At 68.3% G+C, this 24,078-nt stretch carries 22 protein-coding genes and 3 pseudogenes; 11 read left to right on the top strand and 14 right to left on the bottom strand.

Going from position 1 to position 24,078, the window contains the following annotated elements; translation table 11 throughout:
• Positions 1-160: 160 nt before the first annotated feature.
• The 3 genes from StrepF001_RS09910 to StrepF001_RS09900 all read right to left on the bottom strand — a co-directional run bounded on the left by StrepF001_RS09910 (position 161) and on the right by StrepF001_RS09900 (position 2,977).
• Positions 161-847, bottom strand: coding sequence for a TetR/AcrR family transcriptional regulator (locus StrepF001_RS09910; protein ID WP_129797927.1), 687 nt, complete (start codon positions 845-847; stop codon positions 161-163).
• 290 nt (positions 848-1,137) lie between these two features.
• Positions 1,138-1,767 (bottom strand): HAD family phosphatase, encoded by a 630-nt coding sequence (locus StrepF001_RS09905; protein WP_240797355.1) that lies wholly within the window; start codon positions 1,765-1,767, stop codon positions 1,138-1,140.
• A gap of 10 nt (positions 1,768-1,777) precedes the next feature.
• Entirely contained in the window at positions 1,778-2,977 is a 1,200-nt protein-coding gene (locus StrepF001_RS09900) for an acetyl-CoA C-acyltransferase (RefSeq protein WP_129797925.1), read from the bottom strand.
• Between the two features lie 96 nt (positions 2,978-3,073).
• Here StrepF001_RS09900 and StrepF001_RS09895 point away from each other — a divergent pair, with 96 nt between their 5' ends.
• The 4 genes and pseudogenes from StrepF001_RS09895 to StrepF001_RS09880 all read left to right on the top strand — a co-directional run bounded on the left by StrepF001_RS09895 (position 3,074) and on the right by StrepF001_RS09880 (position 5,950).
• Positions 3,074-3,910, top strand: a complete 837-nt coding sequence (locus tag StrepF001_RS09895; RefSeq protein WP_129797924.1) for an alpha/beta hydrolase — start codon at positions 3,074-3,076, stop codon at positions 3,908-3,910.
• 59 nt (positions 3,911-3,969) lie between these two features.
• On the top strand, positions 3,970-4,791 hold the full coding sequence (locus StrepF001_RS09890) for a hypothetical protein (protein ID WP_129797923.1): 822 nt from the start codon (positions 3,970-3,972) through the stop codon (positions 4,789-4,791).
• Between the two features lie 320 nt (positions 4,792-5,111).
• Positions 5,112-5,261, top strand: a pseudogene (locus tag StrepF001_RS50000) (ATP-binding protein); the annotation flags it as partial.
• Positions 5,258-5,950, top strand: coding sequence for a response regulator transcription factor (locus StrepF001_RS09880; protein ID WP_129797922.1), 693 nt, complete (start codon positions 5,258-5,260; stop codon positions 5,948-5,950). The pseudogene StrepF001_RS50000 and the gene StrepF001_RS09880, both read left to right, overlap by 4 nt.
• A gap of 144 nt (positions 5,951-6,094) precedes the next feature.
• On the opposite strand, the pseudogene StrepF001_RS09875 reads toward StrepF001_RS09880, so the two are convergent.
• Positions 6,095-7,352: pseudogene (locus tag StrepF001_RS09875) on the bottom strand (phytase).
• 374 nt (positions 7,353-7,726) lie between these two features.
• Here StrepF001_RS09875 and StrepF001_RS09870 point away from each other — a divergent pair.
• Positions 7,727-9,088, top strand: coding sequence for an alkaline phosphatase PhoX (locus StrepF001_RS09870; protein ID WP_129797921.1), 1,362 nt, complete (start codon positions 7,727-7,729; stop codon positions 9,086-9,088).
• A gap of 256 nt (positions 9,089-9,344) precedes the next feature.
• On the opposite strand, the gene StrepF001_RS47375 is transcribed toward StrepF001_RS09870, so the two are convergent.
• Positions 9,345-9,593, bottom strand: coding sequence for a hypothetical protein (locus tag StrepF001_RS47375; protein ID WP_240797354.1), 249 nt, complete (start codon positions 9,591-9,593; stop codon positions 9,345-9,347).
• A 43-nt stretch (positions 9,594-9,636) separates the two neighbouring features.
• On the opposite strand from StrepF001_RS47375, the gene StrepF001_RS09860 reads away from it, so the two are divergent.
• Entirely contained in the window at positions 9,637-10,836 is a 1,200-nt protein-coding gene (locus tag StrepF001_RS09860; protein ID WP_129797920.1) for an IS1634 family transposase, read from the top strand.
• A 211-nt stretch (positions 10,837-11,047) separates the two neighbouring features.
• On the opposite strand, the gene StrepF001_RS49440 is transcribed toward StrepF001_RS09860, so the two are convergent.
• Together StrepF001_RS49440 and StrepF001_RS09855 are read right to left on the bottom strand one after the other, a co-directional pair.
• Positions 11,048-11,176, bottom strand: coding sequence for a hypothetical protein (locus StrepF001_RS49440; RefSeq protein ID WP_276322806.1), 129 nt, complete (start codon positions 11,174-11,176; stop codon positions 11,048-11,050).
• Between the two features lie 160 nt (positions 11,177-11,336).
• On the bottom strand, positions 11,337-12,083 hold the full coding sequence (locus StrepF001_RS09855) for a hypothetical protein (protein WP_129797919.1): 747 nt from the start codon (positions 12,081-12,083) through the stop codon (positions 11,337-11,339).
• A 362-nt stretch (positions 12,084-12,445) separates the two neighbouring features.
• Between StrepF001_RS09855 and StrepF001_RS09850 the strand changes: the two genes are divergently transcribed.
• Complete coding sequence (locus StrepF001_RS09850) at positions 12,446-12,772, top strand: hypothetical protein (protein ID WP_129797918.1); 327 nt, start codon at positions 12,446-12,448, stop codon at positions 12,770-12,772.
• 867 nt (positions 12,773-13,639) lie between these two features.
• Here StrepF001_RS09850 and StrepF001_RS09845 read toward each other — a convergent pair.
• Positions 13,640-14,554 (bottom strand): hypothetical protein, encoded by a 915-nt coding sequence (locus tag StrepF001_RS09845; RefSeq protein WP_240797353.1) that lies wholly within the window; start codon positions 14,552-14,554, stop codon positions 13,640-13,642.
• Positions 14,555-15,174: 620 nt separating this feature from the next.
• Between StrepF001_RS09845 and StrepF001_RS09840 the strand changes: the two genes are divergently transcribed.
• Positions 15,175-15,750, top strand: coding sequence for a hypothetical protein (locus tag StrepF001_RS09840; protein ID WP_129797916.1), 576 nt, complete (start codon positions 15,175-15,177; stop codon positions 15,748-15,750).
• Positions 15,751-16,172: 422 nt separating this feature from the next.
• On the opposite strand, the gene StrepF001_RS09835 is transcribed toward StrepF001_RS09840, so the two are convergent.
• The 4 genes from StrepF001_RS09835 to StrepF001_RS09820 all read right to left on the bottom strand — a co-directional run bounded on the left by StrepF001_RS09835 (position 16,173) and on the right by StrepF001_RS09820 (position 19,786).
• Complete coding sequence (locus StrepF001_RS09835) at positions 16,173-16,586, bottom strand: SRPBCC family protein (RefSeq protein ID WP_129797915.1); 414 nt, start codon at positions 16,584-16,586, stop codon at positions 16,173-16,175.
• Positions 16,583-17,602, bottom strand: a complete 1,020-nt coding sequence (locus tag StrepF001_RS09830) for an aldo/keto reductase (protein ID WP_129797914.1) — start codon at positions 17,600-17,602, stop codon at positions 16,583-16,585. The genes StrepF001_RS09835 and StrepF001_RS09830 overlap by 4 nt, the downstream gene beginning before the upstream one ends.
• A gap of 85 nt (positions 17,603-17,687) precedes the next feature.
• Entirely contained in the window at positions 17,688-18,512 is an 825-nt protein-coding gene (locus StrepF001_RS09825; protein WP_129797913.1) for an aldo/keto reductase, read from the bottom strand.
• A gap of 68 nt (positions 18,513-18,580) precedes the next feature.
• The gene (locus StrepF001_RS09820) at positions 18,581-19,786 is read right to left on the bottom strand and encodes an MFS transporter (protein WP_129797912.1); all 1,206 of its coding nucleotides are present in this window, start codon (positions 19,784-19,786) and stop codon (positions 18,581-18,583) included.
• A gap of 162 nt (positions 19,787-19,948) precedes the next feature.
• Here StrepF001_RS09820 and StrepF001_RS09815 point away from each other — a divergent pair, with 162 nt between their 5' ends.
• On the top strand, positions 19,949-20,410 hold the full coding sequence (locus tag StrepF001_RS09815) for a MarR family transcriptional regulator (protein WP_129797911.1): 462 nt from the start codon (positions 19,949-19,951) through the stop codon (positions 20,408-20,410).
• Positions 20,411-20,428: 18 nt separating this feature from the next.
• Positions 20,429-20,960: pseudogene (locus StrepF001_RS09810) on the top strand (transposase); the annotation flags it as partial.
• Between the two features lie 263 nt (positions 20,961-21,223).
• On the opposite strand, the gene StrepF001_RS09805 reads toward StrepF001_RS09810, so the two are convergent.
• Both StrepF001_RS09805 and StrepF001_RS09800 read right to left on the bottom strand, forming a co-directional pair.
• Positions 21,224-22,105, bottom strand: a complete 882-nt coding sequence (locus StrepF001_RS09805) for a transposase (RefSeq protein ID WP_129797910.1) — start codon at positions 22,103-22,105, stop codon at positions 21,224-21,226.
• Between the two features lie 10 nt (positions 22,106-22,115).
• Positions 22,116-22,859 (bottom strand): transposase, encoded by a 744-nt coding sequence (locus StrepF001_RS09800; protein ID WP_129797909.1) that lies wholly within the window; start codon positions 22,857-22,859, stop codon positions 22,116-22,118.
• Between the two features lie 665 nt (positions 22,860-23,524).
• Here StrepF001_RS09800 and StrepF001_RS09790 point away from each other — a divergent pair.
• A complete protein-coding gene (locus StrepF001_RS09790; protein WP_129797908.1) occupies positions 23,525-23,917 on the top strand; it encodes a DUF3883 domain-containing protein in 393 nt (130 codons plus the stop codon).
• The last annotated feature ends 161 nt before the right edge of the window (positions 23,918-24,078 follow it).

Here is a 24,078-nt window from a genome sequence, read left to right as displayed (position 1 = left end):
CACGGCCCTCGCGATGCTGCAGTCGTGGTCTCCGCCCACCTGTATAGTTGAAACTGACGTCAGGTTCAACCATTGGGCAGGCGTCACCGCACGGAGAAGGCGCAATCGACCGCCACATCCACAGAGAAAGGGTTGAGAGGAGAGAAGGGAGAAGGCCGGATCAGCAGTGGCCGGGGAACCGCAGGGCGTTCGCCCAGAGCCGGGTGACGGTGGACACGAGTTCCTCGAAGTCCACTGGCGCGCCTTCGCCTTGTCCTTCGCCGAGCACGAAGGCGTTGTAGGCCATGACGCTGACCATGCCCGAGAGCGCACGGGAGGCCATCATCGGATCGACCTCACGGTCTGCGACGCCCCGCGCCTGCAGGTCGGCGATGCCGCGGGCGTTGCGGCGGATGAACGCATCCGAGCGCCGGCTTCGGAACTCTCGGAACTCCGGCTCCACTTGCGCTACCTGCTCAAGCAGTCCCATCAGCTTCGCGTTCCGCTTGTATGCCTCGAGATACGCGCGATTACTCGCCTCGAGTACCGCATACGGATCGTCGGTACCCTGCACCCGGCCCATGCCGGGGTGCAGCATGTCCTCCTGCGCCTCCAGAAGGACGGCGGCAAGCACCTCTTCCTTGTTGGCGAAGTAGGTGTAGAAGGATCCCGCCGCGCATCGGGCCTCTTTAGTGATGTCAGCCAGGCGGGTGTCGAGGTAACCGTCCCGCTCGAACACCTTCCGCGCGGCCTTCACCAGAGCGGCACGCGTCCGCGCTCCGCGCTGCGTCGTCGGCGGCTCGCGAAGTGACGAGAGGGGCGCCATCGGCGGTGCCTGCTCGCTGTCCTCGGGCGCAGTGGTGTCCATCCGCGAAAGTGTACTTGAATCTGACACCAGACTCATAAGTGCGCACGGTGCACGGGCTCGTGCGGCTGTGGCGCACACCGTTACCAGCACCGAAGCCGGCGCTTCGCCTCGGCGTACTCACCGGCGAGGCGCTCGACGACCGCTGCCGCGGGAAGTACCGCCCCGACCGCACCGACGCCCCGACCGGCGCCCCCTATGAGAACCCTGACCATGAGCGGTGCCTTCCGGGGATGTGAGCAGGTGATGCGGTGCGGATCCCACATGCCGGTCTGCTGCGACCGGTCGATCGGTCAGGCGCTGATCCTGAAGCGATCGGCGAGTTGGCGACGGGTGTCGGCGGCGCTGGTGTGCAGCACGCCCCCGATTCCGATCCGCGCCGCTCCGTCGAGGTTCTGCTGCAGGTCGTCGATCATGACTGCCTCCTCGGGGGCGACGCCGAGGCGTTCACATGCGATCGCGTATATCCGCCGGGAAGGCTTGCGGATCCCGACCTCGGCGGAGATGACGACCGCGTCGGCCACGGCGGCGAGGTCGACGCCGTCGTAGGTTCCGGTTCCGAACGAGTTGGACACCAGCGCAACGGGATACCCGGCGGCGCGGAGATCATCGAGCAGAATGAGCATGTCCTGGTCGATCGACATTCCCGCTTGCATCCGGGCCGTGAGCCCTTCGGCCGGTACGTCGGCGCCGTGGGCGCGGAGGCGCTCGGCGAATCCTCGCTCGAAGGCTGCGGCGTCGATACGGCCGGACTCGTGGTCGGCGAGGAGGGTGCGTGATGGCTGGTCCCGGCTGAGGAGGTCCAGCGGCAGCCGAGGATCGCCGCCGAGCGAGGCGCCGAAGTCGGTAAACGCCTGCAGCACACTGGAGGTGATGACCCCACCGAAGTCCACGAGGACCGCGGTTCGTGCCTTCTCCGTCACGCTCGACACCTCAGGCAACCTCGAACAGCCCGGCTGCGCCCATTCCGCCGCCGACACACATCGAGATCACCACGTACCGGACGCCGCGGCGCTTGCCCTCGATCAGGGCGTGCCCCACCAGGCGGGCACCAGTCATTCCGTACGGATGGCCCACCGAGATCCCGCCGCCATTGACGTTGAACCGCTCCGGGTCGATGTTCAATTCGTCGCGGCAGTACAGCGCCTGGGAAGCGAACGCCTCGTTGAGTTCCCACAGACCGATGTCGTCGATGGTGAGGTCGTGCTGCTTCAGCAGCTTCGGAATGGCGAACACCGGACCGATCCCCATCTCGTCCGGCCCGCAACCGGCAACGGCCATACCCCGGTAAACGCCCAGCGGCTCCAGTCCGCGGCGCTCGGCTTCCTTCGCCTCCATCAGTACCGACGCCGAAGCCCCGTCCGACAGCTGCGAGGAGTTGCCCGCCGTCACGCTGGAATGCGCGGTCACCTGACCGTCCGGCAGTACCGGCGCCAGCCCGGCCAGGCCCTCGAGTGTGGTCGACGCGCGGTTGCCCTCGTCCCGGGTCAGGGTCACAGCCTCGTCCCGCACCTCCCCGGACTGCTTGTCCAGGACCTTCTTGACACTGGCGAGCGCGACGATCTCCTGGTCGAACCGCCCGGCCTCCTGCGCCGCCGCGGTGCGCTGCTGCGACACCAGCGCGAACTCGTCCTGGCGTTCCCGGCTCACGCCGTAGCGTTCGGCGACGATCTCAGCCGTCTGCAACATCGGCAGGTAGATGCTCGGCTTGTGCTCGACCAGCCAGGGATCGGCCATGCGGTGGGTGTTCATGTGGTCGTTCTGCACCAAGGAGATCGACTCGACCCCGCCGCCGACAGCGACCTGCATGCCGTCACCGACGATCTGCTTGGCGGCCGTCGCAATCGCCATCAGGCCCGACGAGCACTGCCGGTCGACCGTCATCCCGGACACGGTGTCCGGGAGTCCGGCGCGGAGGGCGGCCTGGCGGGCGACGTTGCCGCCGGAGGATCCCTGTTGCATGGCGCAGCCGAAGATCACATCCTCGACCTCGCCGCCCTCGAGCCCGGCGCGCTGTACCGCGTGCGAGAGGGCATGGGCGGCGAGTTCCTGCGCCTGGGTGTCGTTGAACGCGCCGCGGTACGCCTTCCCGATCGGCGTCCTTGCCGTCGAAACGATGACTGCTTCTCTCATGTCGCCTCACCTCCCGACCGTTTATAGTTGAACTCGGCGTCAAGTTCAATCACGGCACGGTAGGCTGACCGGCCAGTCGGTATGAAAGGTCGAATCATGACCGAGTTGAGCATCTCCACTGCTGCGGGCGTGTTCGACGCGATCGCGGCGGGTCCGCCCGAGGGCCGCCCGGTGCTGCTGCTGCACGGCTTCCCGCAGACGGCCCTCGCGTGGCAACGGCAGATCGCGGCATTGGCCGCGCACGGTTACCGGGTGGTGGCACCCGACCAGCGCGGGTACTCCCCCGGGGTCCGCCCCGAGCGTCCCGAGGACTACCGCATCAACGTCCTGGTCGAGGATGTCGTCGCGATCACAGAGGAGTTGGGCTGGGCGTCGTTCGACCTGGTCGGCCACGACTGGGGCGGCGCGGTGGCATGGTGGACCGCCGATGCCCACCCTGGCCGCGTACGCACCCTGACGGTTGTCTCGACCCCGCACCCCGGCGCTCTGGCCACCACCCTGCGCACCGACCCGGACCAGCGCGAACGATCGCACTACATGATCGACTGGCGCGAAACTCCCGCAACCGAAGAGCGTATGCTCGCAGGCGATGCCAAGGCGCTTCGCGCCGCTTATGCCGGAAAGATCCCACAGGACAGTGTCGAGGCCTACGTGCGGCACCTGTCCCAACCGGGCGCTCTCACCGCGGCGCTGAACTGGTACAGGGCCGGCCGCCCCGACGGCGCGATCGGCGTCATCGATGTGCCCACGCTGTACGTCTGGAGCACGGAGGACAGCGCGTTCGGCCCGGTGGCCGCGCAGGAGACCGGGCAGTGGGTCAACGGGCCGTACCGGTTCGAGACCCTCCAGGGCGTCAGCCACTGGGTCCCCGAGGAAGCGCCCGAGACGCTGAGTCGCCTGCTGCTCGAACATCTGCGAGCGCACGGCGAGTAAGGAACCACCGGAACCACAGCGAATACCCCCGTCTGTCGACTCTCAGAAGAGGTGACCCCATGAAGGCAGCCCGAGCAGCCTGGCGCCGACTCGAGCCCGTACACGCCATGATCTACTTCGCCCCCGAGGGGAGGCGACGGTACGCGGACCTCGGACTCAGCGGACGCGCCGGCTACTTCGCCTCCCGGAGCGCCGCGTTCGGCCGGGCATCTGCCGATCTGATCATCTCGACCTTCTACAACTTCAACCCCGCTTTCGTACGGAAGGCGGTCGACGGAGCCTGGGACACGGCGACGCCGCAGCAGGTGCTGGACGCGCGGCACGCCGCCGCGGGCGAGGCCCTACGGCGGGCCGGGATCCACGAACTCCCCGCTCTGGACGAGGTCCTGGCCCTGACACGCAGGGCCGCCGAGGCAGCCTGCGAACACGCGCAGGGCCGCCCGCTGTTCGCCGCCCATGCCGCGCTGCCCTGGCCGGAGGAACCGGTACTGCAGCTGTGGCACGCCCAGACGCTGCTCCGGGAGTTCCGTGGAGACGGCCATGTCGCGTGCTTGCTGAGCGAGGGGGTCGGGGGTTTGGAGGCCCTGGTTCTGCATGCCGCCACCGGCGAGGTTCCCGTCGACTTCCTCAAGGGAAGTCGCGCGTGGCCCGAGGAGGAGTGGGCCGCCGCCGCGGAGCGCCTGCGCACGCGAGGTCTTCTCGACGGCGACTCCCTCAGCCCGGAAGGCATACGCCTGCGCCAGCACATCGAGGACCGCACCGACCGCCTGGCCCTTCCCGCCTACGCCGCCCTGGGTGATGCGGACTGCGAACGCCTCGCAGAACTGGCGAGCCCGTTCGGCCGCACGGTCGTCGATGCCGGCCTCCTCAAGATCGGCTGACCGAGCCCTTCACAGCCCATCCGCTTCGTGCTCGACCTGCTCGAACTGGCTCACCCAAGTCGACGCCGCCACGCGGGTCCTGACCCCACACCGGCCATCCGGCCCCGGGGCGTCGCCATAGTGCACGCCAGAAGAGACCGCAGGTCAGAGATCCCTTTCCGCAGGCTCCAGAATCGCCACGCACTCCACATGATGCGTCATCGAAAGCGTGTCGCGAAGCGTAGCTTGGGAAGAAGTTGCAGGTCATACGCCGTTTTCTGACCATCAGGCTGGTTACCGGGCAGTCGTAGCGTCGAACGAGCGTCACCGTATCGGGCAGGACCGGGTCCGAGGGAGCCGTCGTCAAGGCCATAGCCGAGGCGCACCACGGCGAGATCCAGGTGGACAGCAGCCCGGGCCGAGGCGCGACCTTCACCCTGCTCATCCCGTACGTCACGCACGCCCTGAACGGCGACCCCCGGAAACAATGAGCCAGAGCAGACAGCGCCGCCACCTCCTCATCGCGGAGGACGAGGCCCACATCGCCTCCTCCCTCTCGGAGCGCTTCACCGCTCACGGCTTCCGCACCACCGTCGTCACCGACGGGGAGACGGCCCGGCGCGCGGCCATGTCGGGCAGGTTCGCCCTGATGGTCCTGGACATCGGACTACCCGGCGAGGACGGCTTCACCGTGGTCACCCGCCTCCGCGCGGCGTCCAGTGCCCTCCCGGTCATCATTCTCACGGCCCGGGACGCCGTCGCCGACACGGTGTACGGCCTGGAGGGCGGCGCCGACGACTACATGACCAAACCCTTCAGCTTCGAGGAACCCCTCGCCCGCGTCCGGCTGCGCCTGCGCCTGCGCCTGCGCGAGACCGACAGCTCCGTCCTGCGCCGTGCCGGAATCGCCCTGGAGACCCGCGCCCGCCAGGCCTATGTCGACGGCCGGATCCTCCAGCTCAGTGCCCGGGAGGCCGCTCTGCTGGAACACCTCATGCGCAACGCCGGCAGCGTGCTCAGCCGGGAGGACCTGCTCTCCGACGTCTGGGGGTACGAGGCGTCCGAGGGCTCCAACGTCGTCGACGTGTACATCCGTTACCTCCGCCGCAAGCTGGGCGCGTCAAGGATCACCACGGTGCGGGGACAGGGCTACCGGCTGGAGGGCGACGAACTCGCGTGACGGGAGCGAGGCGGCACAGCTCTGCCAGGCGCATGCATGCGTACGCCTCCGCCGGATTCGGCGGAGGCGTACGTGTTGATCACTGGGTGCTACCGCCCGGTGCCAGGAGCGACTGAGCCACCGCGCATGCCGAGTGATGCGGCGTCAGTCGTCCCCGTCCACCGCGTTCGTGACCTTGGCCAGGTCGACGAACTTGAAGTCGGTGTTGTCCCGGGCCTCCCCGTCCGCGTCCGTCTCGTCCGGGGTGTTGTGCCCGTCCTGCACCACGAGCAGGCCGTTCGGGTAGCGGGAGCCCAGGGGGGCGTTCAGCACGGCGGCGCCGTCGCACTCCTCGGAGCCGTCGACGGTGCCGGCGGTGATCCGGAAGCCGCTCTCGTACTCGTTGTTGTCGGACACCTCGCGGTCGTACGCGGCGAAGGTGTTGTCGCCCTGGCTGGAGGCGAGCAGGTAACCGTCACCGGAGCCCTCGTCGAGGATGGTCAGGCCCTCGACGTCGGCGGACAGGTGCGTGCCGCCGTAGCCGGGGTCCGCGCCCGCGACACACTCCTCGGTCACCTCGTCGTACGTGGCGGGGACGCCGTACTCCCGAACCTTCTCGATCAGCTTCGGCTTGGCGCCGAGGTCGGCGGGCATCCGCCAGATGCCGACGTCCTCCTGGCCGGCGTATAGGACCTTGTTCACCGGGTCGACGACCATGCCCTCGACCTGCGGGAGGTCACCGGGGTCGGCGCAGGGGGTCCAGGACCGACCGTTGGGGAGGGTGAAGGAGGCCGGCAGGTCGTAGGTGCGGACCTGCTGGTAGGTGACCGCGCCGGTGGAGGTCGCCTTCAACTCCAGCAGGGCCAGCCGGGTGCGGCTGCGCTGGCTCGCGACGGCGTAGGAGCGGCCGGTGGACTTGTCCGTCCAGGTGGCCAGGCCGTAGGGGGTGGTCTGGTTGTTGACCTCGTCGAGGGTCTTGGAGAAGACCAGCGGGGCGTTCGGGTCGGTGATGTCCGTCAGCGGCTGGGCGGCGCCTGGGGTGATCCGGTAGATGCGCAGGTGGTCGCGGCCCCGGTCGGTGACGATGGCGACGTCTGCGCGGCCCGTCGGCAGCGGGAATCCGGAGACCAGGTCCACGTTGTTGAAACGGCCCGGCTTGTCGTCGGGGTGGGGCGGGCGGCGCCGGGATCGACTGCACCTCCTTGCCGGCCAGGTCGTACACGCGCAGGCCACCTTCCTTGGCGGTGGCGATCACCAGGCTGGCGTCCGGGTCGGCGGCGTTGCGCCAGATCGCCGGATCGTCGGCGTCGGCGTTGCCGCCGGCGTCGTCGCCGTACAGGGCCGGGGTCTCGGTGGTGGCGGTCAGGCCCGGAAGCCCGGAGTCGGCCTGGGCCGAGGTGGGCAGGACCGCCACGGCGGTCATGGCCGCGACGATCGCGGCGAGCTGTGTCCCGCGCAGGTTGCGCACAGTACCTCCACGTAGGGGGAAGAGCGGACGAGACCCGGTGGGCAACGCATGACATGTGATCGATGTGATCCCTGCGTCGGGCCGCCAAGATCCTCAGCTCCGAAGGTGAAGCACTTACCGCTACCTGGTGACGTGTTCATGCCCTGATGGTGAGGAATCGGAGCGCGCCTCGCCCGTGGCACGCCCCTGGCCCGCGGTCTCCGGCCAGTGGCTGGAAAGAGGTTCTCCCAACGCTCACTTTCCGTTGGGAATCGGACGAACGTTTCGCTCCTAAGGTGGCGGCGGCCGCCCCCCGGTTCTCCCCGTTCGTTGCATCGAGAGGGACTCCCATGACAGGCACGTCCGCCGGAAGACCGACCACCGGTCCCGGTTTCGAACGACGCACCCTCCTGCGCGGAGCAGCGGTGGCCGCGGCCACATCCGTCCCCTTCCAGGCCCTCGCCGCGCGCACGGCGGCAGCCGCGCCGGTCAAGCTCGAATTCGACGCCGGATACGGCCCGTTGAGCCCGGTGAAGGACCAGGCGACCGGTCTGGAACTGCTCCAACTGCCGCGCGGGTTCGAGTACATCTCCTACGGGTGGACGAACGACCTCATGGACGACGGCGTGCGCACCCCGGGTTCGCACGACGGCATGGCGGCCTTCCGCTACGGCGACAAGGTCCACCTCGTCCGCAACCACGAGCGCGGCGCCGGTCCTGCCTTCACCGCCCCCGCCTACAACCCCGAGGCCGGCGGCGGCACCACCACCCTGGTCTTCGACCCGGACGCCGGCCAGTGGCTGGAGTCCTACGGCAGCCTCGGCGGCACGATCCGCAACTGCGCCGGCGGTCCCACCCCGTGGAACACCTGGCTGACCTGTGAGGAAACCTTCTCCACGACCGCCGGCAAGCGCCACGGCTACATCTTCGAGGTCGCTTCGCAGGGCAAGGGCAACCCCGAACCGTACAAGGCCATGGGCCGGTTCAACCACGAGGCGATCGCCATCGACCCGGCGACCGGCTACGTCTACGAGACCGAGGACCGCGGCGACGCCTCCCTGTACCGGTTCGTCCCGGCAGTCCCGGGCGACCTGTCCAAGGGCGGCCGGCTGGAGGCCCTGCGTATCGGCAGCGCGTCGTACGACACCCGCCTCGACAGCGAGAAGGCGTACGGCACCGTGTCCTGGGTGCCCGTGCAGGACGTCGACCCGGCGACGGACACGGTGCGGCTCCAGGCGCAGGCGAACGGCGCCGCGGTGTTCAGCCGCCTGGAAGGTGCCTGGTACGGCAACGACCGCATCTACGTGATCACCACCGACGGCGGTCCCGCCCGCCAGGGCCAGGTCTTCGAACTCGACCCGGCCACCGACGAGTTCCGGGTGCTCTTCGCCTCACCCGGCGCCGATGTCCTCAACGCGCCGGACAACATGTGTGTCAGCCCGCGCGGCGGCCTGGTGCTCTGCGAGGACGGCGGCGGCACCGAGTACGTCCACGGGCTGACCACCGAGGGCGAGATCTTCCGCTTCGCGGCCAACAACGTTGATCTGCGCGGCGGGACCGCGGGCAAGAACGTCCCGGCGGCCGACAACCGGGGCTCGGAGTGGGCCGGTTCGGTGTTCGAACCGAAGAACGGCAACTGGCTGTTCGTGAACGTCCAGTCCCCCGGCATCACCTTCGCGATCACCGGGCCCTGGACCCAGGGCGCCCTCTAGCTCCGTACTTCGCGGGTCGGTGATTCGTATGGTGTGACCGGTCCGGGGGTGTCCTGGGCCGGTGGTGTGGCGTTGGGTGGGGTGTGACGAAGTCTTCCCGGTCCCCGCGGCCACGGACGGTGCGGCCACGCATGAACTGCGTGGTCAGCGCCGTGGTGGAGAAGCGTCTGGGCGCTCTGCCTGTCGCTGCCGAGTTTCTGCGCCGGCTGGACCTGGCCGGGACCGTCGACCGGTTGTGCCCGGGCCGCGACATCGCTCATGTGACGCATGGCGCGGTCATCGAGACGCTGGTGGCCAACCGGCTGACCGCGCCCGCCCCGCTGTGGCGGGTGGACGACTGGGCCGCGAGTGGGCGGTGGAGGTCTTCGGCATCGAGCCGGAGCTGCTCAACGACGACCGCCTGGGCCGGGCGCTGGACGCCGTCGCCCCGCACCTTCAGGAGATCACCGACAGCGTCGGCGCCCGCGCGATCGGCGAGTTCGGCATCGATGTGTCCACGTTCCACTGGGACATGACGTCCATGTCCCTGCACGGCGCCTACCCGGCCGATGACCAGGACGAGGACTATCACCCAGGTCAGGCACGGGCATCCCAAGGACCGCAGGTACGACCTCAAGCAGATCCAGACCGGCCTGGCGGTGACCGGCGACGGCGGTATCCCGCTGCTGTCGCGCGTCATCGACGGCGGAGCCGCGGAGATCTCCCAGATCACCTCCACCATGAACAGCCTGCGGGCGATAGCAGGGCCCAAGGAGTTCTTGCTGATCGCCGACTCCAAACTCGTCTCCTACCACAACGTCACCGCGCTGATCGCGGCCAGAACGGCGTTCATCGCCCCGGCCCCGGCCTCCATGGTCGACGACGCGGTCTATGCGGCCCTCGACCTCGATGCGGCCACCGTCGTGGACTACGTCCCGGCCCGGGACGAGAACACCCCGGACGACCGGCGGGAGACCTACCGCGTGCTGGAGGACACCCACGTCCTGACGGGACCACGCAAGCGTGACCCCAAGGCAGAAGTCCGCCGGATCCTGGTGCACTCCACCGGCAATGCCAAAGGCCAGCAGCGGGCCCGCGAGAAACGCCTGGCCAAAGCACGCGAAGACCTCGAAAAACTCCAACGAGGCGCCGGCGGGCGCTACTACAACACAGCGGAGAAGGTCACCGCACGCATCGGCGTGATCGCCAAGACCCGGCGGGTGACCGACTGCCTGCGCACGACCGTCACCACCGACACCGCCGGCCGACCCGCCCTGCACTGGCACTTCGACCAGGCCGTGCTCGATGCCGAGGCGGCAGTCGACGGCTGGTACGCGTTGCTGACCACCCTCACCCCCGAACAGGCCGATGCCGCCGAGGTCCTGCGGCGCCACAAAGGCCAGGGTGCCGTCGAGCGCCGCTACGGAAACTTCAAAGGCCCCCTGGCCGTCACCCCGATCTTCGTCCAGGACAACAAGCGCCTCGCCGCACTGGTCACCGTGATCTGCCTGGCCCTGCTGGTGTTCTGCCTGATCGAGCGCCAGGTCCGCCGGGCCCTGGGGGGCGATCAGAAGATGCAGGGCCTGTATCCGGGAAACCAGAGAGTCCGTCCCACGGGACGGATGATCCTCTACCACCTCTCCGGCCTGCGGCTGCGGGTCGGCCATGCCACCGACCCGCCCACCATCGTCATCAGCCGAGGAGTCCAGCTTCATCTCCTCGACCTCCTTGGCCTGGAACCCACACATCCCCGCTGGCCAGAGACCTGAACGAGCTACCCGCGAAGTACGGATCTAGCCTTCGGCCGAGAACGAGGGACGCGTCGAGGACTCCGTACGCCCAGCCCTGCATCGCCAGGTGCGAGGTGTCAGCGGCCTCGACGCGCTCCCACAACGCCCGGCTTCGACCAAGAGCTTCATCGCGCGAACGCACCCACTCGGCGCCCGGCCCACGGGACAGGGAGAGTTGAGGCGAAGGCCGTCACGGCTCGACGATGTTCGCCCCTTCAGTGGCAACCTGTTCGACGGCATGCAGCCTGCGTCGCAGGTGGGCACGCTCGGGCTCGGTCCCGGCCAGGGCGAGTGCCTCCCGGTAGGCGGCCGTCGCCACAAGACCGGCAGTGATCGGGAACGAGGGACCTCCATCACTTGGTCCACAAGGATTCCCAGATCGTTCATTTGTTGGCGGACTGATCGTTTCTGTACCAAATCCACTCACCGGTTGGCCGGAAAGAGCCGCGGGTTCAAACCCCGTCACCCCGACGCCGTTCTCAGCTGGAACAGGCGACGACCTGCCCGATGATGGAGAAGCGCTGCTCACACTCCGGGCAGGTGGCCTCGCCGAAGGCATAAGTCAGGGAACGCGCGACTTCCTCGTGGCCATCAGCCAGGGCAAGGCCGTAAAGGCGCCGGCCGAGACCCTCCAAGGCGCGGGGATCGGCCGGATGGAGAGGGATGGTCTCGACGTCGTCGGAGAGGGCGTAGTCCTCCGCCGTGCTGAAGAAGCCCCGCTCTCCGAGAATCACCCACAGCGACGCGCACCCGTCGGGATCGGGGCACTCGAGCTCGTATTCCTCGCTGACGACACCCCAGATCAAGTCCTGTGCCCAGTGGATGTCGCCTTCCAAATTCAGGACCGCCTCAACCAGATAGCAGTAGTCGTTCCGGTCGGCGGTGACCTGCCGCCACCGGTTTGCGGCGCCGAGTAGGCGTGCGACTTCCGACGCGTACTGGTGCCGCAGCTTCCGAGTCTCGTACCGCTGGTCGGCCTGGACGAGAAGGGCGCCGGCCAGGTGGAGGGCCGAAGCTGCCATGTCGGCGTGGTCGTCCTCCGCCATGTCAGCCAGCATGTGCAACACCAGCGGATCGGCGACATCCAGAGAGCCGTTGTGGTAGAGCTCCGTCCAGAGGTCGCTCCACGCCTGACTGTCCCGGCCCGTGGCGGCACGTTCCAGCAGGGCCCTCAGGCGGCCAGATTCGGCGTCGTCTGCACGAGGAACAGGAGAACTCGTCGTCATCTCCGGTATCCAAGCAGACTGCCGCAAGCACACTTTCGCCGACCTGTCGATTGCTGTGGAGGCGTGCCGGTCGGCATGTCCGGCGACGCTGGGCCGACCGGCCGGGCGAGCCGTTGCAAGTCTGCTCGGTGCCGGAGCTGTTCTGACATCCAACATTGACATCAACGACCACGGACAGCGGTGGCGACCGGCAACCATATGCGGTGCCCGTGCGCGTAGGGGGCCGCAATCACATCGGGCCCTGATCGAACTCCTAATGCGGGTGTCACAGGTTCGAATCATGCCGGGATACTCTCGGCAGGACAGCTTCCCCGCGGAGAGATCGAGGTATGGACACTGCCCCGCGTGGCTCTGGAGGCTGCTTGGCCTTCCGTGTCGCAGTGGCTGCTGCTGCCTTCGTCACTGTGTGGCGGGGGTTCACCGGGCTGATTACCGAGAATTTCGGTAACGACTGTCTCTTCTACTTCGGCGTCACAGGACCGCGAGCCGAGCACTGTTACCGGGCGAACGAACGGGCGGAGGCATGGCTCCCCTGGCTGGTGTCCGCCGCGTGGATCAGCGCGGTTCTGATTCTCTTCCTGCCACGCTGGTTTCTTCCGGGGCGACGCACGGCCGCTGGCATCGCCATCGCCAGCCTGATCGTCGCCGTGGTGCTCGGAGCCCATGCCATAGCCGTCTCTGGGCCATGAGGGGCTACGGCACCGGGCGTGAGTGGTGAGCCAGCCGTACAGCAGCGGAGTACAGCAACCACAGCGGCCGCAGCCAACTGACAACCGCCCTCAACGGTCGCCTGACCGGCCCACCAGACCTCAATACCCTCCCAGCCAGTGGTTCGGGACGAAGAGGCCCGGCGGTTGGTCATCGCCGCATTCGCGGCAGGTTTCCGCGGAGCAGCTTGACGACTTCAAGTGCTCGCCGAGCCTTGTCAGCATCGGAGGTGAGCGCTGCGAAGAGGGCGCAGATCGATACGACGGCCGTGATCAACAATGGGCAAACCGCAAGAAGCCACAGGAAGGACACGGGGATACAACTCCACGACGAACGGAGGTGTCCCGCCGCCTACGGCTCGCCGGTCCGATCCGGCTTCGTAGTGCTGGGAGTTGGTGGCTTCAGCATCCCTGGGCTCGTGAGGTGCGCTTGAGGCTCGGACCCGACCTCGTATTGCGCGCTTCACCAATAAGGATACGCGACCCTCGATCGAAGGCCCGAACGCTCGGGGGTAGTCGTTGTGACAGCAGTACGGAGCGCCGCTGGGGTACCTGAGGCACCGTAGCGTTGGGCCGTCCCTGGGCCGTCCGAGGCCGCTCGATGAGAGCCAATGATGACAAATGACGACTGCTCAGGCGGGCAACTCGCCCTCCTGACCAGCAAAACTGAGGTCACCAAGACCCCCGACAAGACCCAGGGCAAGAAGAGACAAACCTGACGGATCAAGCCCTCAGCCTGCGGGTTCTCCGCGAGTGGGGGGCTTGTTGCTGTGCTGGGGCCGTCGGGCAGACGGGGCTTTCGCGGTAGCGACGGGGCGGGCCCGGCCTTGTGCCGGGCCCGCGTCGGGGTCAGGACTTGAGGAGAGTGACCTCGGTGTTCTGGAAGCCGGTGTCCACGGACACCGGGTAGTCGCGGTCGTCCGCCCTCCCGATGCCGGTCAGGGTGGCGGTGCCAGGCTGGAAGGTGGTGCCGGGTTCCGCGCTGGCGAAGGAGACAGACCACGGCACCGGCGCACCCGGGGTGCAGGAGACGGCCTTGTTCTCGTAGTAGCCGACGGGCGTGCCGCGCTTCTGCGTTTGGACGACGTGGCCGTTGAGGGTGATGTACGCCAGCTTGTTGCAGGTCACCGTGCCGCCGACGGTTATCTGGCCGGTGCGGGTGTCGATGGTGCCCGTCTCGTCGAGGTCCAGGCCGACGACGAGCTCGGCGGGCGGCTCGGGCATGCGGGCGTGGACCTCGCCGCGCGCGGGCAGCGTGGAGCCGTTGCAGTACTGCTCGAAGGTGGCGTCGACTTCGCGTATGTAGCCGTGAGGGCCATAGGCGATGTGGGTGATGGTGAAGGAGCCGGTGCTGGTGCTGCACCACCGGTCGGTCTCTCCGAACTCCAGCTTCGGATCCTCTGGTTGGGCATAGGGCCAGCGCGAGGCGCCGGTGTAGGTGGTGCCCTCGATCAGCTTCTGGCCGTAGGGAGCCTCCATGTGGAGGGACCAGCGCTTGCCTTCGGGCGTGACGACCGTGACGCCAACGGCTCTCTCGCTGGTGGGCCCCGTGACGTCGAACATCTCGACCGCCCCGGCCGTGTACTCGTGGGACTGGCCACCGGACACGAACTCGCCCGGCTCGCCGCTGAAGCTGAGCGTTCCCGACACTGCCTCATGGGCCTGCGCCGCGCCCGTGAACGGGGCCGCCGTCACTGCCAGAGCCAGTGCCGTGGTGAGGACGGCTCCGGCCCGGGCCAGGCGTCCCAGCACGCTGCTTCTCATCAAGCTTCTCCTCCAAGGGGAGTGGTTCCGGTCCTGCGGACCGGGCTGTGGTTACACGCGCGTCACCGAACTCCAGCTGGTGTTCAACTGGATGGGGGGCGGCCTGTTTTCTCCTCAGCAACGCCCCAGGAAGCTAACAGCCGCCACTGACAACGCCACACACCCCTTGGCAAGGGAGTACCGGGGGTCAGGTGACGGCAGCGCCCACGTTCACCTCGGTTTCCGTCTCATTCACGGACGTCCGCTGCCTTGCAGGGCGGTCCCGAGCTGACCCCGGCCGGAGGCCCGAGTCGGTGACGGGGCCGTACAGCAGCGAAGTACTGCAACCGCCACCACCGCAGTAGACCTCTGGCGACCCCAGGTGACCATCTGACCGGCCCGCTGGACCTAAATGCCCTCCCGGCCAGTGGTTCGGGACGAAGATGTCCGTGCCAGATCGTTCGGGGAACCACGGGGAACACCGGGCACCAGGCCAGCGGCCAACCAGACTCCGACATCACTCCACCGCAGATCAGCCAGGCAACCGGCCCTGAATCACCCAAGCTTCCCAAGCTCAGGGCCCGCCCAAGTCACTGGCCGGGTTCCAACCGCTATCGGTGCAGTCTTCTACTGTCACCCTCATGGGGAACCACTTTCAGACCGTTGTCGACCTAGACGCCACTTCTGTAGATGCTCCGGCACTCGCCGCCCGCGGCCTTGACTGGCTCGTCATGGAAGGGATAGTCCGCGCCGAGCGCACCGATTGCGTCCTCGGCGCCCCGTTGGGCCACCCGCCCGGCCCGCTCTGGGCCAACGCTGTCAGCGATGAGGACTGGGAGCCCAGCGATGGACTCAACATCGAGATAGGCCGGACCGTCTTCCACGGTGGACAGGGCGACGCCATGTACGCCGTCTGCCCCCACTGCGCCACCCACACGGACCTGTACACCGATGAGTGGGATGTGATCGAGGGCGCCTGGGAACCCTTCGGGAAGGCCATCGAGACCTGGCACGACACGGGCAAAGCCACCGTCACCTGCCAACGCTGCGGTCGTGCTGGTGACCTGACTGCGTGGACCTGGGCCGACGACTACTACGCATTCGGCTACCTGGGCTTTGAGTTCTGGGACTGGCCGGAGTTCAGCCCCCGCTTCCTCAGCCGCTTCGCAGAGACACTAGGTGGCCATCGCACGGTCCTGGTCGGAGGAAAGCTCTGAAGAGGAACATCACCCGCAGGCCGCAGGCAATGCGCTCCTCGGCCTGCTCTCGTCCCTCTCGGTGGCACTCCACCGGCCGCCCATGAACGCAGGTGAACGGCCCTGTCCGAGGCCCCCGAGGCCACCAACACAGTTGGAAAGCGTGTTGGCCGCGGAGATGAACGCCCGTCCAGGGGCCGTGCAGGCGGCGATGTTGGGGCTCCTTGAAAATGGCTCTGTCCGCAGTTCCGTGAATCCCCAGGTCAGCGAGGGGAACGCGGGTCGCCGACAGCCGCCACGGCCCCAGCACGAGCGGGGTCGGCGCTTCGGGAGCAGGATTCATGACGGGTCCTCACCGGGTTGTCGAGGCTGGGCATGCGTGCCCGAGAGGGGCCGGGATCGCTGGGATCCCGGCCCCTCTCGTTGGCTGTCGCCCGTCCCGGTCAGGCGGCGAGTGTCTCCGCGAGGGCGGCCAGGCCGTCCCGGTAGATGCCCTCGAAGAGAGCGGTCGCCTCGGCATCGGTGACGCCGTCCGGGGTGAACGTGCCCGACCACTCCACCCGGGACCCGTCGCCGCCGCGGTCGACGACCTGGAGCGTGGAGCGGTAGCCCGTGACGGGGAAGGGGGCCTGCGCGATCGAGTAGGTGTAACAGCGGGCCGTCTCGTCGAAGGCTTCGAGACGTTCGACGATAACGCCGCCCTCGGCATTCGTCAGCGTGCGCAGCCGACCGCCCTCGCCCAGCAGGCTCTCCGTGATGTACGGCAACCAGTCAGGCAGGGAGCCGAAGCCGCCGATGAGCTGCCAGACCCGGTCGGCGGGTTGCGGCACGTCGAGGGTGACGCGGGCGGCGGTCACGACGCGTCCTTGACCGGGACCGGCGCGTCGTGCGCGATGATCTTCTGCTCGCGCAGGGACTTCCAGAAGCTGTACGGGACGTCCTGGGCGAGCGCGGAGAAGTCCTCGGCGATACGGCTGGGCCGGGTCGCGCCGGGGATGACCGCGGCGACGGCCGGGTGGGCCAGCACGAACTGGAGGGCGGCGGACTTGATGCCGATGCCGTGCTCCTGCGCGAGCACCTTGATCCGGCCGACCTTGTCGACGATGTGGGCGGGCGCCTCGGCGTACTCGAAGTGGCTGCCGCCAGCGAGGATGCCGGAGCTGTAGGGGCCGCCGACGACGATGTCGACGTCTTGTTCGGCCGCGGCGGGCAGCAGGCGCTGGAGGGCGCGGGAGTGGTCGAGCAGCGTGTAGCGGCCGGCCAGCAGGAACGCGTCGGGGCGCGGCTCGTCCAGGTCCAGCGTCATCTCCAGCGGCTCGACCTTGTTGACGCCGAGGCCCCAGGCCTTGATGACGCCCTCCTCGCGCAGCCGGGTCAGGGCGCGGAACGCACCGGTGCGGGCGCTCTCGTACACGCCGACCCAGTCGTCGCCGTAGAAGTCCTGGGCGATGTCGTGGACCCAGATGATGTCGAGGCGGTCCGTCTGGAGGCGCCCCAGGCTGTCCTCGACGGAGCGCAGCGTCGCGTCGGTGCTGTAGTCGTTGACGATCTTGTTGGGACGGCCGTGCTCGAACAGAGTGCCCTTCTCGCCGAGTTCACGGCTCGTGGGGTCCTCGACCTCGTCGAGGATGACCCGGCCGACCTTGGTGGACAGGACGTACTCGTCGCGCGGCTTGTCGGCGAGGACGTCGCCGAGCCGGATCTCCGCCAGGCCCGCACCATACAGCGGCGCGGTGTCGAAGTAGCGGATGCCCTGGTCCCAGGCGGCCTGCACGGTGGCGGCGGCCTCTTCGTCGGGGATGGCGCGGAACATGTTGCCGAGCGGTGCGGTGCCGAAGCCGATGCGGCCCGGCAGCAGGGAGCGGATGCTCATGGTGGTGCCTCAATCTGTACTGCGTGGGGGTGGTGGTACGAAATGCGGTGCGGGCAGCGCCGTTGGCGGGCGCCGGCCGTGGTGGCTAGTTGAGGGTGTCGGGGTCCGGGCCCGTGCGCATGCCGCGGTCGAGCGCGGTGAGCGCGTCGATCTCCTGCGGGCTGAGCTCAAAGTCGAAGACGTCGAGGTTCTCGCGGATACGGGTTTCCGTGACCGACTTGGGGATGACCACGTTGCCGATCTGCAGGTGCCAGCGCAGGACGACCTGGGCCGGGCTCTTGCCGTGCTCGGCGGCGATCGTGGTGACCGCGTCGTCCTTGAGGACGGCGCCCTGGGCGAGCGGGCTCCACGCTTCGGTGGCGATGCCGTGCCGGGCGTGGAACTCGCGCAGTTCGGCCTGCTGCAGGCCCGGGTGGAGCTCGATCTGGTTCACGGCCGGGACGACCGAGGCGGCACCGAGCAGGCGCTCCAGGTGTGCGGGCTGGAAGTTGGAGACGCCGATGGCGCGGGTGCGCCCGTCGGCGTACAGCTTCTCCAGCGCACGCCACGTGTCGAGGTACAGGTCACGGGCCGGGGTCGGCCAGTGGATGAGGTACAGGTCGACGTGGTCCAGGCCGAGCTTGTCCAGGGAGGCGTCGAAGGCGGCGAGCGTGGCGTCGTAGCCCTGGTCGGCGTTCCACAGCTTGGTGGTGACGAACAGCTCGTCGCGGGCGATGCCGGAGTCGGCGAGCGCCTGGCCCACGCCGCGCTCGTTGCCGTAGATCGCGGCGGTGTCGATGCTGCGGTAGCCGGCCCGCAGGGCGCTGGCGACGGCGGCGGTGGTCTCCTCGTCGGGGACCTGGAAGACGCCGAAGCCGAGCTGCGGCATGGTGACGCCGTTGTTGAGGGTGACGATGGGGATGGAGGTCACGATGTTCTCCCTTGTCCTTGTCGATCTTGCTGGTCGCCGGAGGCGATGGGGGTGTCGTCGGCACGCGGTCAGTGGTGCGCGGCGACGGGCCGCTCGACCGCGGCCGGAGCCTGGGTCGGCGCGGCGGCCGGGGAGTGGCGCTCCAGGGTGCTGGAGACGACGGCGAGGGCCAGGGCCGCGGCGGCGAGGACCGCGCCGACCCAGTTGGGCGAGGTGTAGCCGAAGCCGACGGCGATGACGATGCCGCCGAGCCAGGCGGACAGCGCGTTGCCGAGGTTGAAGGCGCCGATGTTGACGGCGGAGGCGAGGGTCGGTGCCCCGTGTGCGTAGTCCAGTACGCGCTTCTGCAGCGGCGGCACCGTGGCGAAGCCCAGAGCTCCGATGAGGAACACGGCGACGGCTGCCGTGACCTTGTTGTGCGCACCGGCGGTGAACAGTGCCAGGACCACGGCCAGGCCGCCGAGCGCGGTGAAGAGCATCGGCATGAGCTTGCGGTCAGCGAACTTTCCGCCGGTCAGGTTGCCGGCCACCATGCCGAGGCCGAACAGGACGAGCAGCCAGGTCACGGACGACTCCGCGTAACCGGCGACGTCGGTCATCATCGGCGCGATGTACGTGATGGCCGCGAAGACACCGCCGAAGCCGAGCACCGTCATCGCCATGGCGAGCAGCACCTGGACGTTCTTGAACGCGGCCACCTCGTGGCGCAGACGTACGCCCTCTGGCTTGGGCATGTCGGGGACAAGCTTGGCTATGCCGGCGAGGCCGACGACGCCGAGCGCGGCGACGATGAAGAAGGTGGTGCGCCAGCCGGCGCTCTGCCCGACGAACGTGCCGAGCGGCACGCCGACGACATTGGCGACGGTCAGACCGGTGAACATCATGGAGATGGCGCCGGCCTTCTTCTCGGGGGCGACCAGTTCGGCGGCGACGACGGAGCCGATACCGAAGAACGCGCCGTGGGCCAGTGAGGCGACCACACGGCCGATGAGCATGACGGCGAAGACGGGGGCGACGGCCGAGATGACGTTGCCCACGATGAACAGGCCCATGAGCAGCATGAGCATGTTCTTGCGGGAGATCTTGGTGCCGAGGACCGTCATGAGCGGGGCGCCGAACATGACGCCGAGGGCGTATCCGGTGACGAGGAATCCGGCGGTGGGCACCGAGACGCCGAAGTCGGCAGCGACGTCGGGCAGCAGGCCCATGATGACGAATTCGGTGGTGCCGATGCCGAATGCCCCGATGGCGAGGGCCAGGAGCGCGAGAGGCATGGAAGTAACCTTCCGAGGGACGTTGCGGTAGCGCGTTACGAGCGGCCACAATAATTGTATACGCGGGTTAATTGCAAGCGCGGCATAGTGGCGTATGCCTCGCTAGGCTCTGAAGAGACTCTGAAAGGACTCCGAAGGCCCTCAAGGAAGGACGCGTGCCACATGACCGCCACCGACCCCGCGCTCACCGCCCTCGCTCAGGGCTGGTACGCGCTGTCCCTGCTGCACGGCAGGATCGAGTCGCACGTCGAGCGTGCCCTACAGGCCGAGCACGGCCTGAGCGTGCGCGAGTACTCCCTGCTCGACGTCCTCAGCCGCCAGCACGACGGGGACGGCGGCCACCTGCAGATGAAGCAGGTCGCCGACGCCGTCGTCCTCAGCCAGAGCGCCACCACCCGGCTCGTCACGCGCCTCGAGGACCGGGGCCTGCTCTCCCGCTACCTGTGCCCGACCGACCGGCGGGGCATCTACACCAACGTCTCCGATGAGGGCCTCGCCCTACTGGAAGCGGCCCGCCCGACCCACAATGAGGCGCTGCGCGAGGCATTCGAAGCCGCCGCGTCGGAGCCCGACCTGGCCCCGCTCGTGCGGGTCGTCCAGCGACAAGACAGACAGGACAGGTGAGCTGTAGCCATCGCGGTTGCCAACGACGAACAGACCGTCGTGGTCCCGGGCACCGGCACGCTCGACATCGTGATCCCGTCCCTGGCCCGCTCGCTCCCCTCCGTTGACGAACATCGCCGGGCCTTGGAGGCCCAGATCGAGGCCCTGCTGGAGGAACACCCCCTTTCGAACGTCCTGACCTAATTCCGGGAGGCGCGGTCAGGACCGCCGCCACCTTGCTGGTCACCGTCGGCGACGGCACCAGCTTCCCCACCGCCGCCCACCTCGCCTCCTACGCCGGCCTGGCCCCCACGACGAAGTCTTCGGGGACCTCGATCCACGGCGAACACGCCCCCCGAGGCGGCAACCGGCAGCTCAAACGGGCGATGTTCCTGTCCGCGTTCGCTGCCCTGCACGATCCCGCCTCCCGCACCTACTACGACCGCTGCCGGGCCCGCGGGAAGACCCCCACGCAGGCTCTTCTCGCCTTGCCCGCCATCGCATCAGCGTGCTGTTCGCGATGCTCCGCGACGGCACCTTCTACGAACCCAGAACCCCACGCCTCGCTTGACGAAAGACATAGGTGCGCCGTGAAGCGCGTGTTGTTCGAGTGGCGGTGACGCCACCGCCGCCCTGTCGCAGCAGGGCGGTTGAAGCCGAGGGCAGCCCGACCCGGGAGGTTCCGGGGAGGGTGGCAAGCGGCCCTGACAAAGCCGGGACGAATCAGCACTGCCAGATGGTGCGGGTCCGGCAAGCAAGACGGAAAGGAGTACGCGAGGAACCGGCGTCGTCGACAAGCAGGTGTGTCCGCCTGCCCCAGTATCGCGTCCGCGGTCATGGCTGGGTGAGGATCCGGGCCCGGAGGAGTTCGAATGAGGCCCTGCCATACATGGCTCGCTTGAGTGTTTTTACCCTGTTTACATTGCCTTCGACCCCTCCGGAGCTCCAGGGGAGGGTGAGTCCGGCGGTGACGGCGTCGAGGTCCTGGCGGAGGAAGCCAGCGAAACCCTGTATCGGCTTCGGTGCGTCCTGCTCGGCCTGCCGGATCCACTCCAGCAGCAGGTAGCCGCGACGGTGACGCACCAGATCGGCGAAGGCACGGGCGAGATCGCAGGCCCGGGTGATGTCCGGGCAGGCGAGCCGGACCTCCAGGAGCCGCTTGTCCTGGCTCTCGGTGAGCGTCTCCCGGGACCGCATGATCCACGAGGTGATCTTGCGAGGGCTGGGGATGTCGGCCCGGACCGGTTCAGTGGTGCCTGCCCGCAGGGCGGCGAGGTGTTTGCGGACGACCTGGCGGCTGCCCCGGTAGCCGCGTGCCTGGATCTCCAGGAACAGGCGGGTGCCGCTGACCTGGCCCTGGGCCTCGGTGAAGCGGGCATTCAGGTATGCCTTGAACGGCTCCACCACGCCGTTGGGGCGGCGTTCGCAGGCGGAGGCCAGCAGTTCGTCGAGGTCGGTGTCGCGGAAGCGGCGCACGGTCTTGCGGTCGAGGTTCAGCCGGCGGGCGGTGGCGCTGATGGTCCAGCGTTTCTCCAGCAGGCGATGGATGTCTTCGTAGCGGTGGCGGGTGCGTTCGATGATCTGTGTGCGGGGCAGTTCGGCGGGCGGCAACAGCTCCGGCACCTCGGTCACCGTCTCCTCCTCGGCGTGTTTGCGCGGGCAGTTGCGGTGCTGGTGACAGGTCTTCTCCACCGCCGCGGACAGGTTCTGAAGCAAATGCCAGCGATCAGCGACTTCCAGGGCGTCCGGGGCGTCCGGGGCGTCCGGGGCGTCCGGGGCGTCCGGGCGTCCGGGCAGCCTCCTTGACCGCTTTGCTGTAGGCAGTGGCCCGGTCACGGCAGATGATCTCGGCGCCGGGATGGTCGGTGAGCCAGGCCGCGAACGTCTCCGAGGTACGGTCGGGCAGCACGTCCACGACCCGGCCAGCCTCGACGTCGACCAGCACAGTGCCGTAGGTGCAGCCCTTGCGGAAGGCAAACTCGTCCACCCCCAGCACCCCCAGCACCCGCGGCGCGCGGTCCGGCACCGGCGGTGCCGTCAGCAGCCTCAGCAGCCGGGTGCGGCCGGCGGCCACCCGGAGCCGCCGGCACAACCGCGCGGCTGGACGGCCGCCGAACTCGACTGCGATCGACCGCAGCCAGCCCGTCAGCCCGGTGCTGGAACGGCGGTGCCGCTCGGACAGGCCCGGTACCTGCTCGACGAACGTGCGGCGCGAGCAGCTCCTGTGGTCGCAGAAGTACCGGCGCACCCGCAGCCGCACCACGACCAGGCGGGATCCCAACGGCCGTTCATCCAGGGTCCGTTGGTACGAACTATGCACGCGTCGTGCCTGCTTGCGGCAGGCCGGGCACCGGCCCGGACGACCGGTGGACACCGCCTCCACCAGCAGGGTGTCGGAGGAGTCGATGATTCGCTCCACTCGCACATCGATCCCGGGAAAGAGCACATCCTCGACCGTCTTGCTCGCCACGGCAGGAAACACCCTGCCGAAACGATCCCGCGTTCCCGTCGCTGACCTGGAGATTCACGGAACTGCGGACAGAGCCAATTTCAGAGAGCCCCAACAGCGAAGACTGTCCCTCGACAGCTGCCGTCGCGCTGACCATGATGAGCCAATGTCCGAGCACAGTGGGCCAGGCCCCTCCCGCGCACCAGACCCAGACGTCATAGTTCAAAGCTGGCCGGCAACCGTCGCCGCCCTGCCGATTGGTTCCCAGGTCAGCGGACGGGTCTTCGCGCGCCCCCAGTTCGGGGTCTTCTTCATGATCGACGGCGTGCCCAATGCACTGGGTCTCGCAGAAATTACCGCCATGCCGCACCACATGGAACTGCCTGCCGTGGGCGCGTCGGTCGCGGGTGAGGTCATCTGGCACGCAGAGCACAACCGCCAGGTCAAGACCAGGCTCCATGACTGGAACCTGCCGAGCTGCTCCTCTCCGCACACCGGGACCTGCACCACTACCGCACCAGATGCAGCGGGGAGCAGCGGGGCATCACGGTGAGTGCGACGACACCTCATCTGACCCCTGCGACTGCGTCTCAGCAGGTCAACGTCAAAACGGGGACCTGAGCACCGCAGCTTTCCAAGCTGAAGGTCTTCACGGCACCATGGGCCCGCTGACTACAGGGGGTGTCGTGGGGAACAAGGAGACGGAGCAGGCCGCGATCACGCATGTGATGGCCTTGGAGCGAGCCGCCGGCCGCGATCCGAAGGACGTCCGCACGTCGGGTCTCCCGTACGACGTGGAGAGTTCGCCTCGCATGATCGAGGTGAAGGCCTTCAGCCGCACGGCGCGCAGTGAAGCGCTGCCGCTGGAACACCGGCAGGTCGAGGCGGCCAAGGCGAACCCCGAGCACTACTACCTCTATGTGGTCGACAACCTTGCGGGCCCCGACGGGACAGACGTCGGCGTGCGAATCCTGCACGGAGAGGCGCTTCTGGCAATGATCGAGCGAACCCAGCCCCAGATCACGTACTGGCCCACGTTCAGGGCAGCCGAGTACGACCAGGCGGAACGGCTGCTGTGAGCGCTGCGGTACAGCAGCGAAGTACAGCAGCCACCATGACCGCAGCCGACCGCCAAGAACCGTCAGCGGCCGACTGACCAGCTCGCTGGACCTCAATGACCACCCAGCCGAGAGTTCGGGACGAAGAGGCCGTGGGTTCAAATCCCGCCACCCCGACAGTG

Origin of the sequence: Streptomyces sp. F001 (assembly GCF_004187715.1) — a bacterium.
In the GTDB taxonomy this organism is placed as follows: Bacteria; Actinomycetota; Actinomycetes; order Streptomycetales; family Streptomycetaceae; genus Streptomyces; species Streptomyces flavusporus.
Note: the sequence above shows the minus strand (reverse complement) of the source record. Positions and strands in the feature narration are given on the sequence as shown.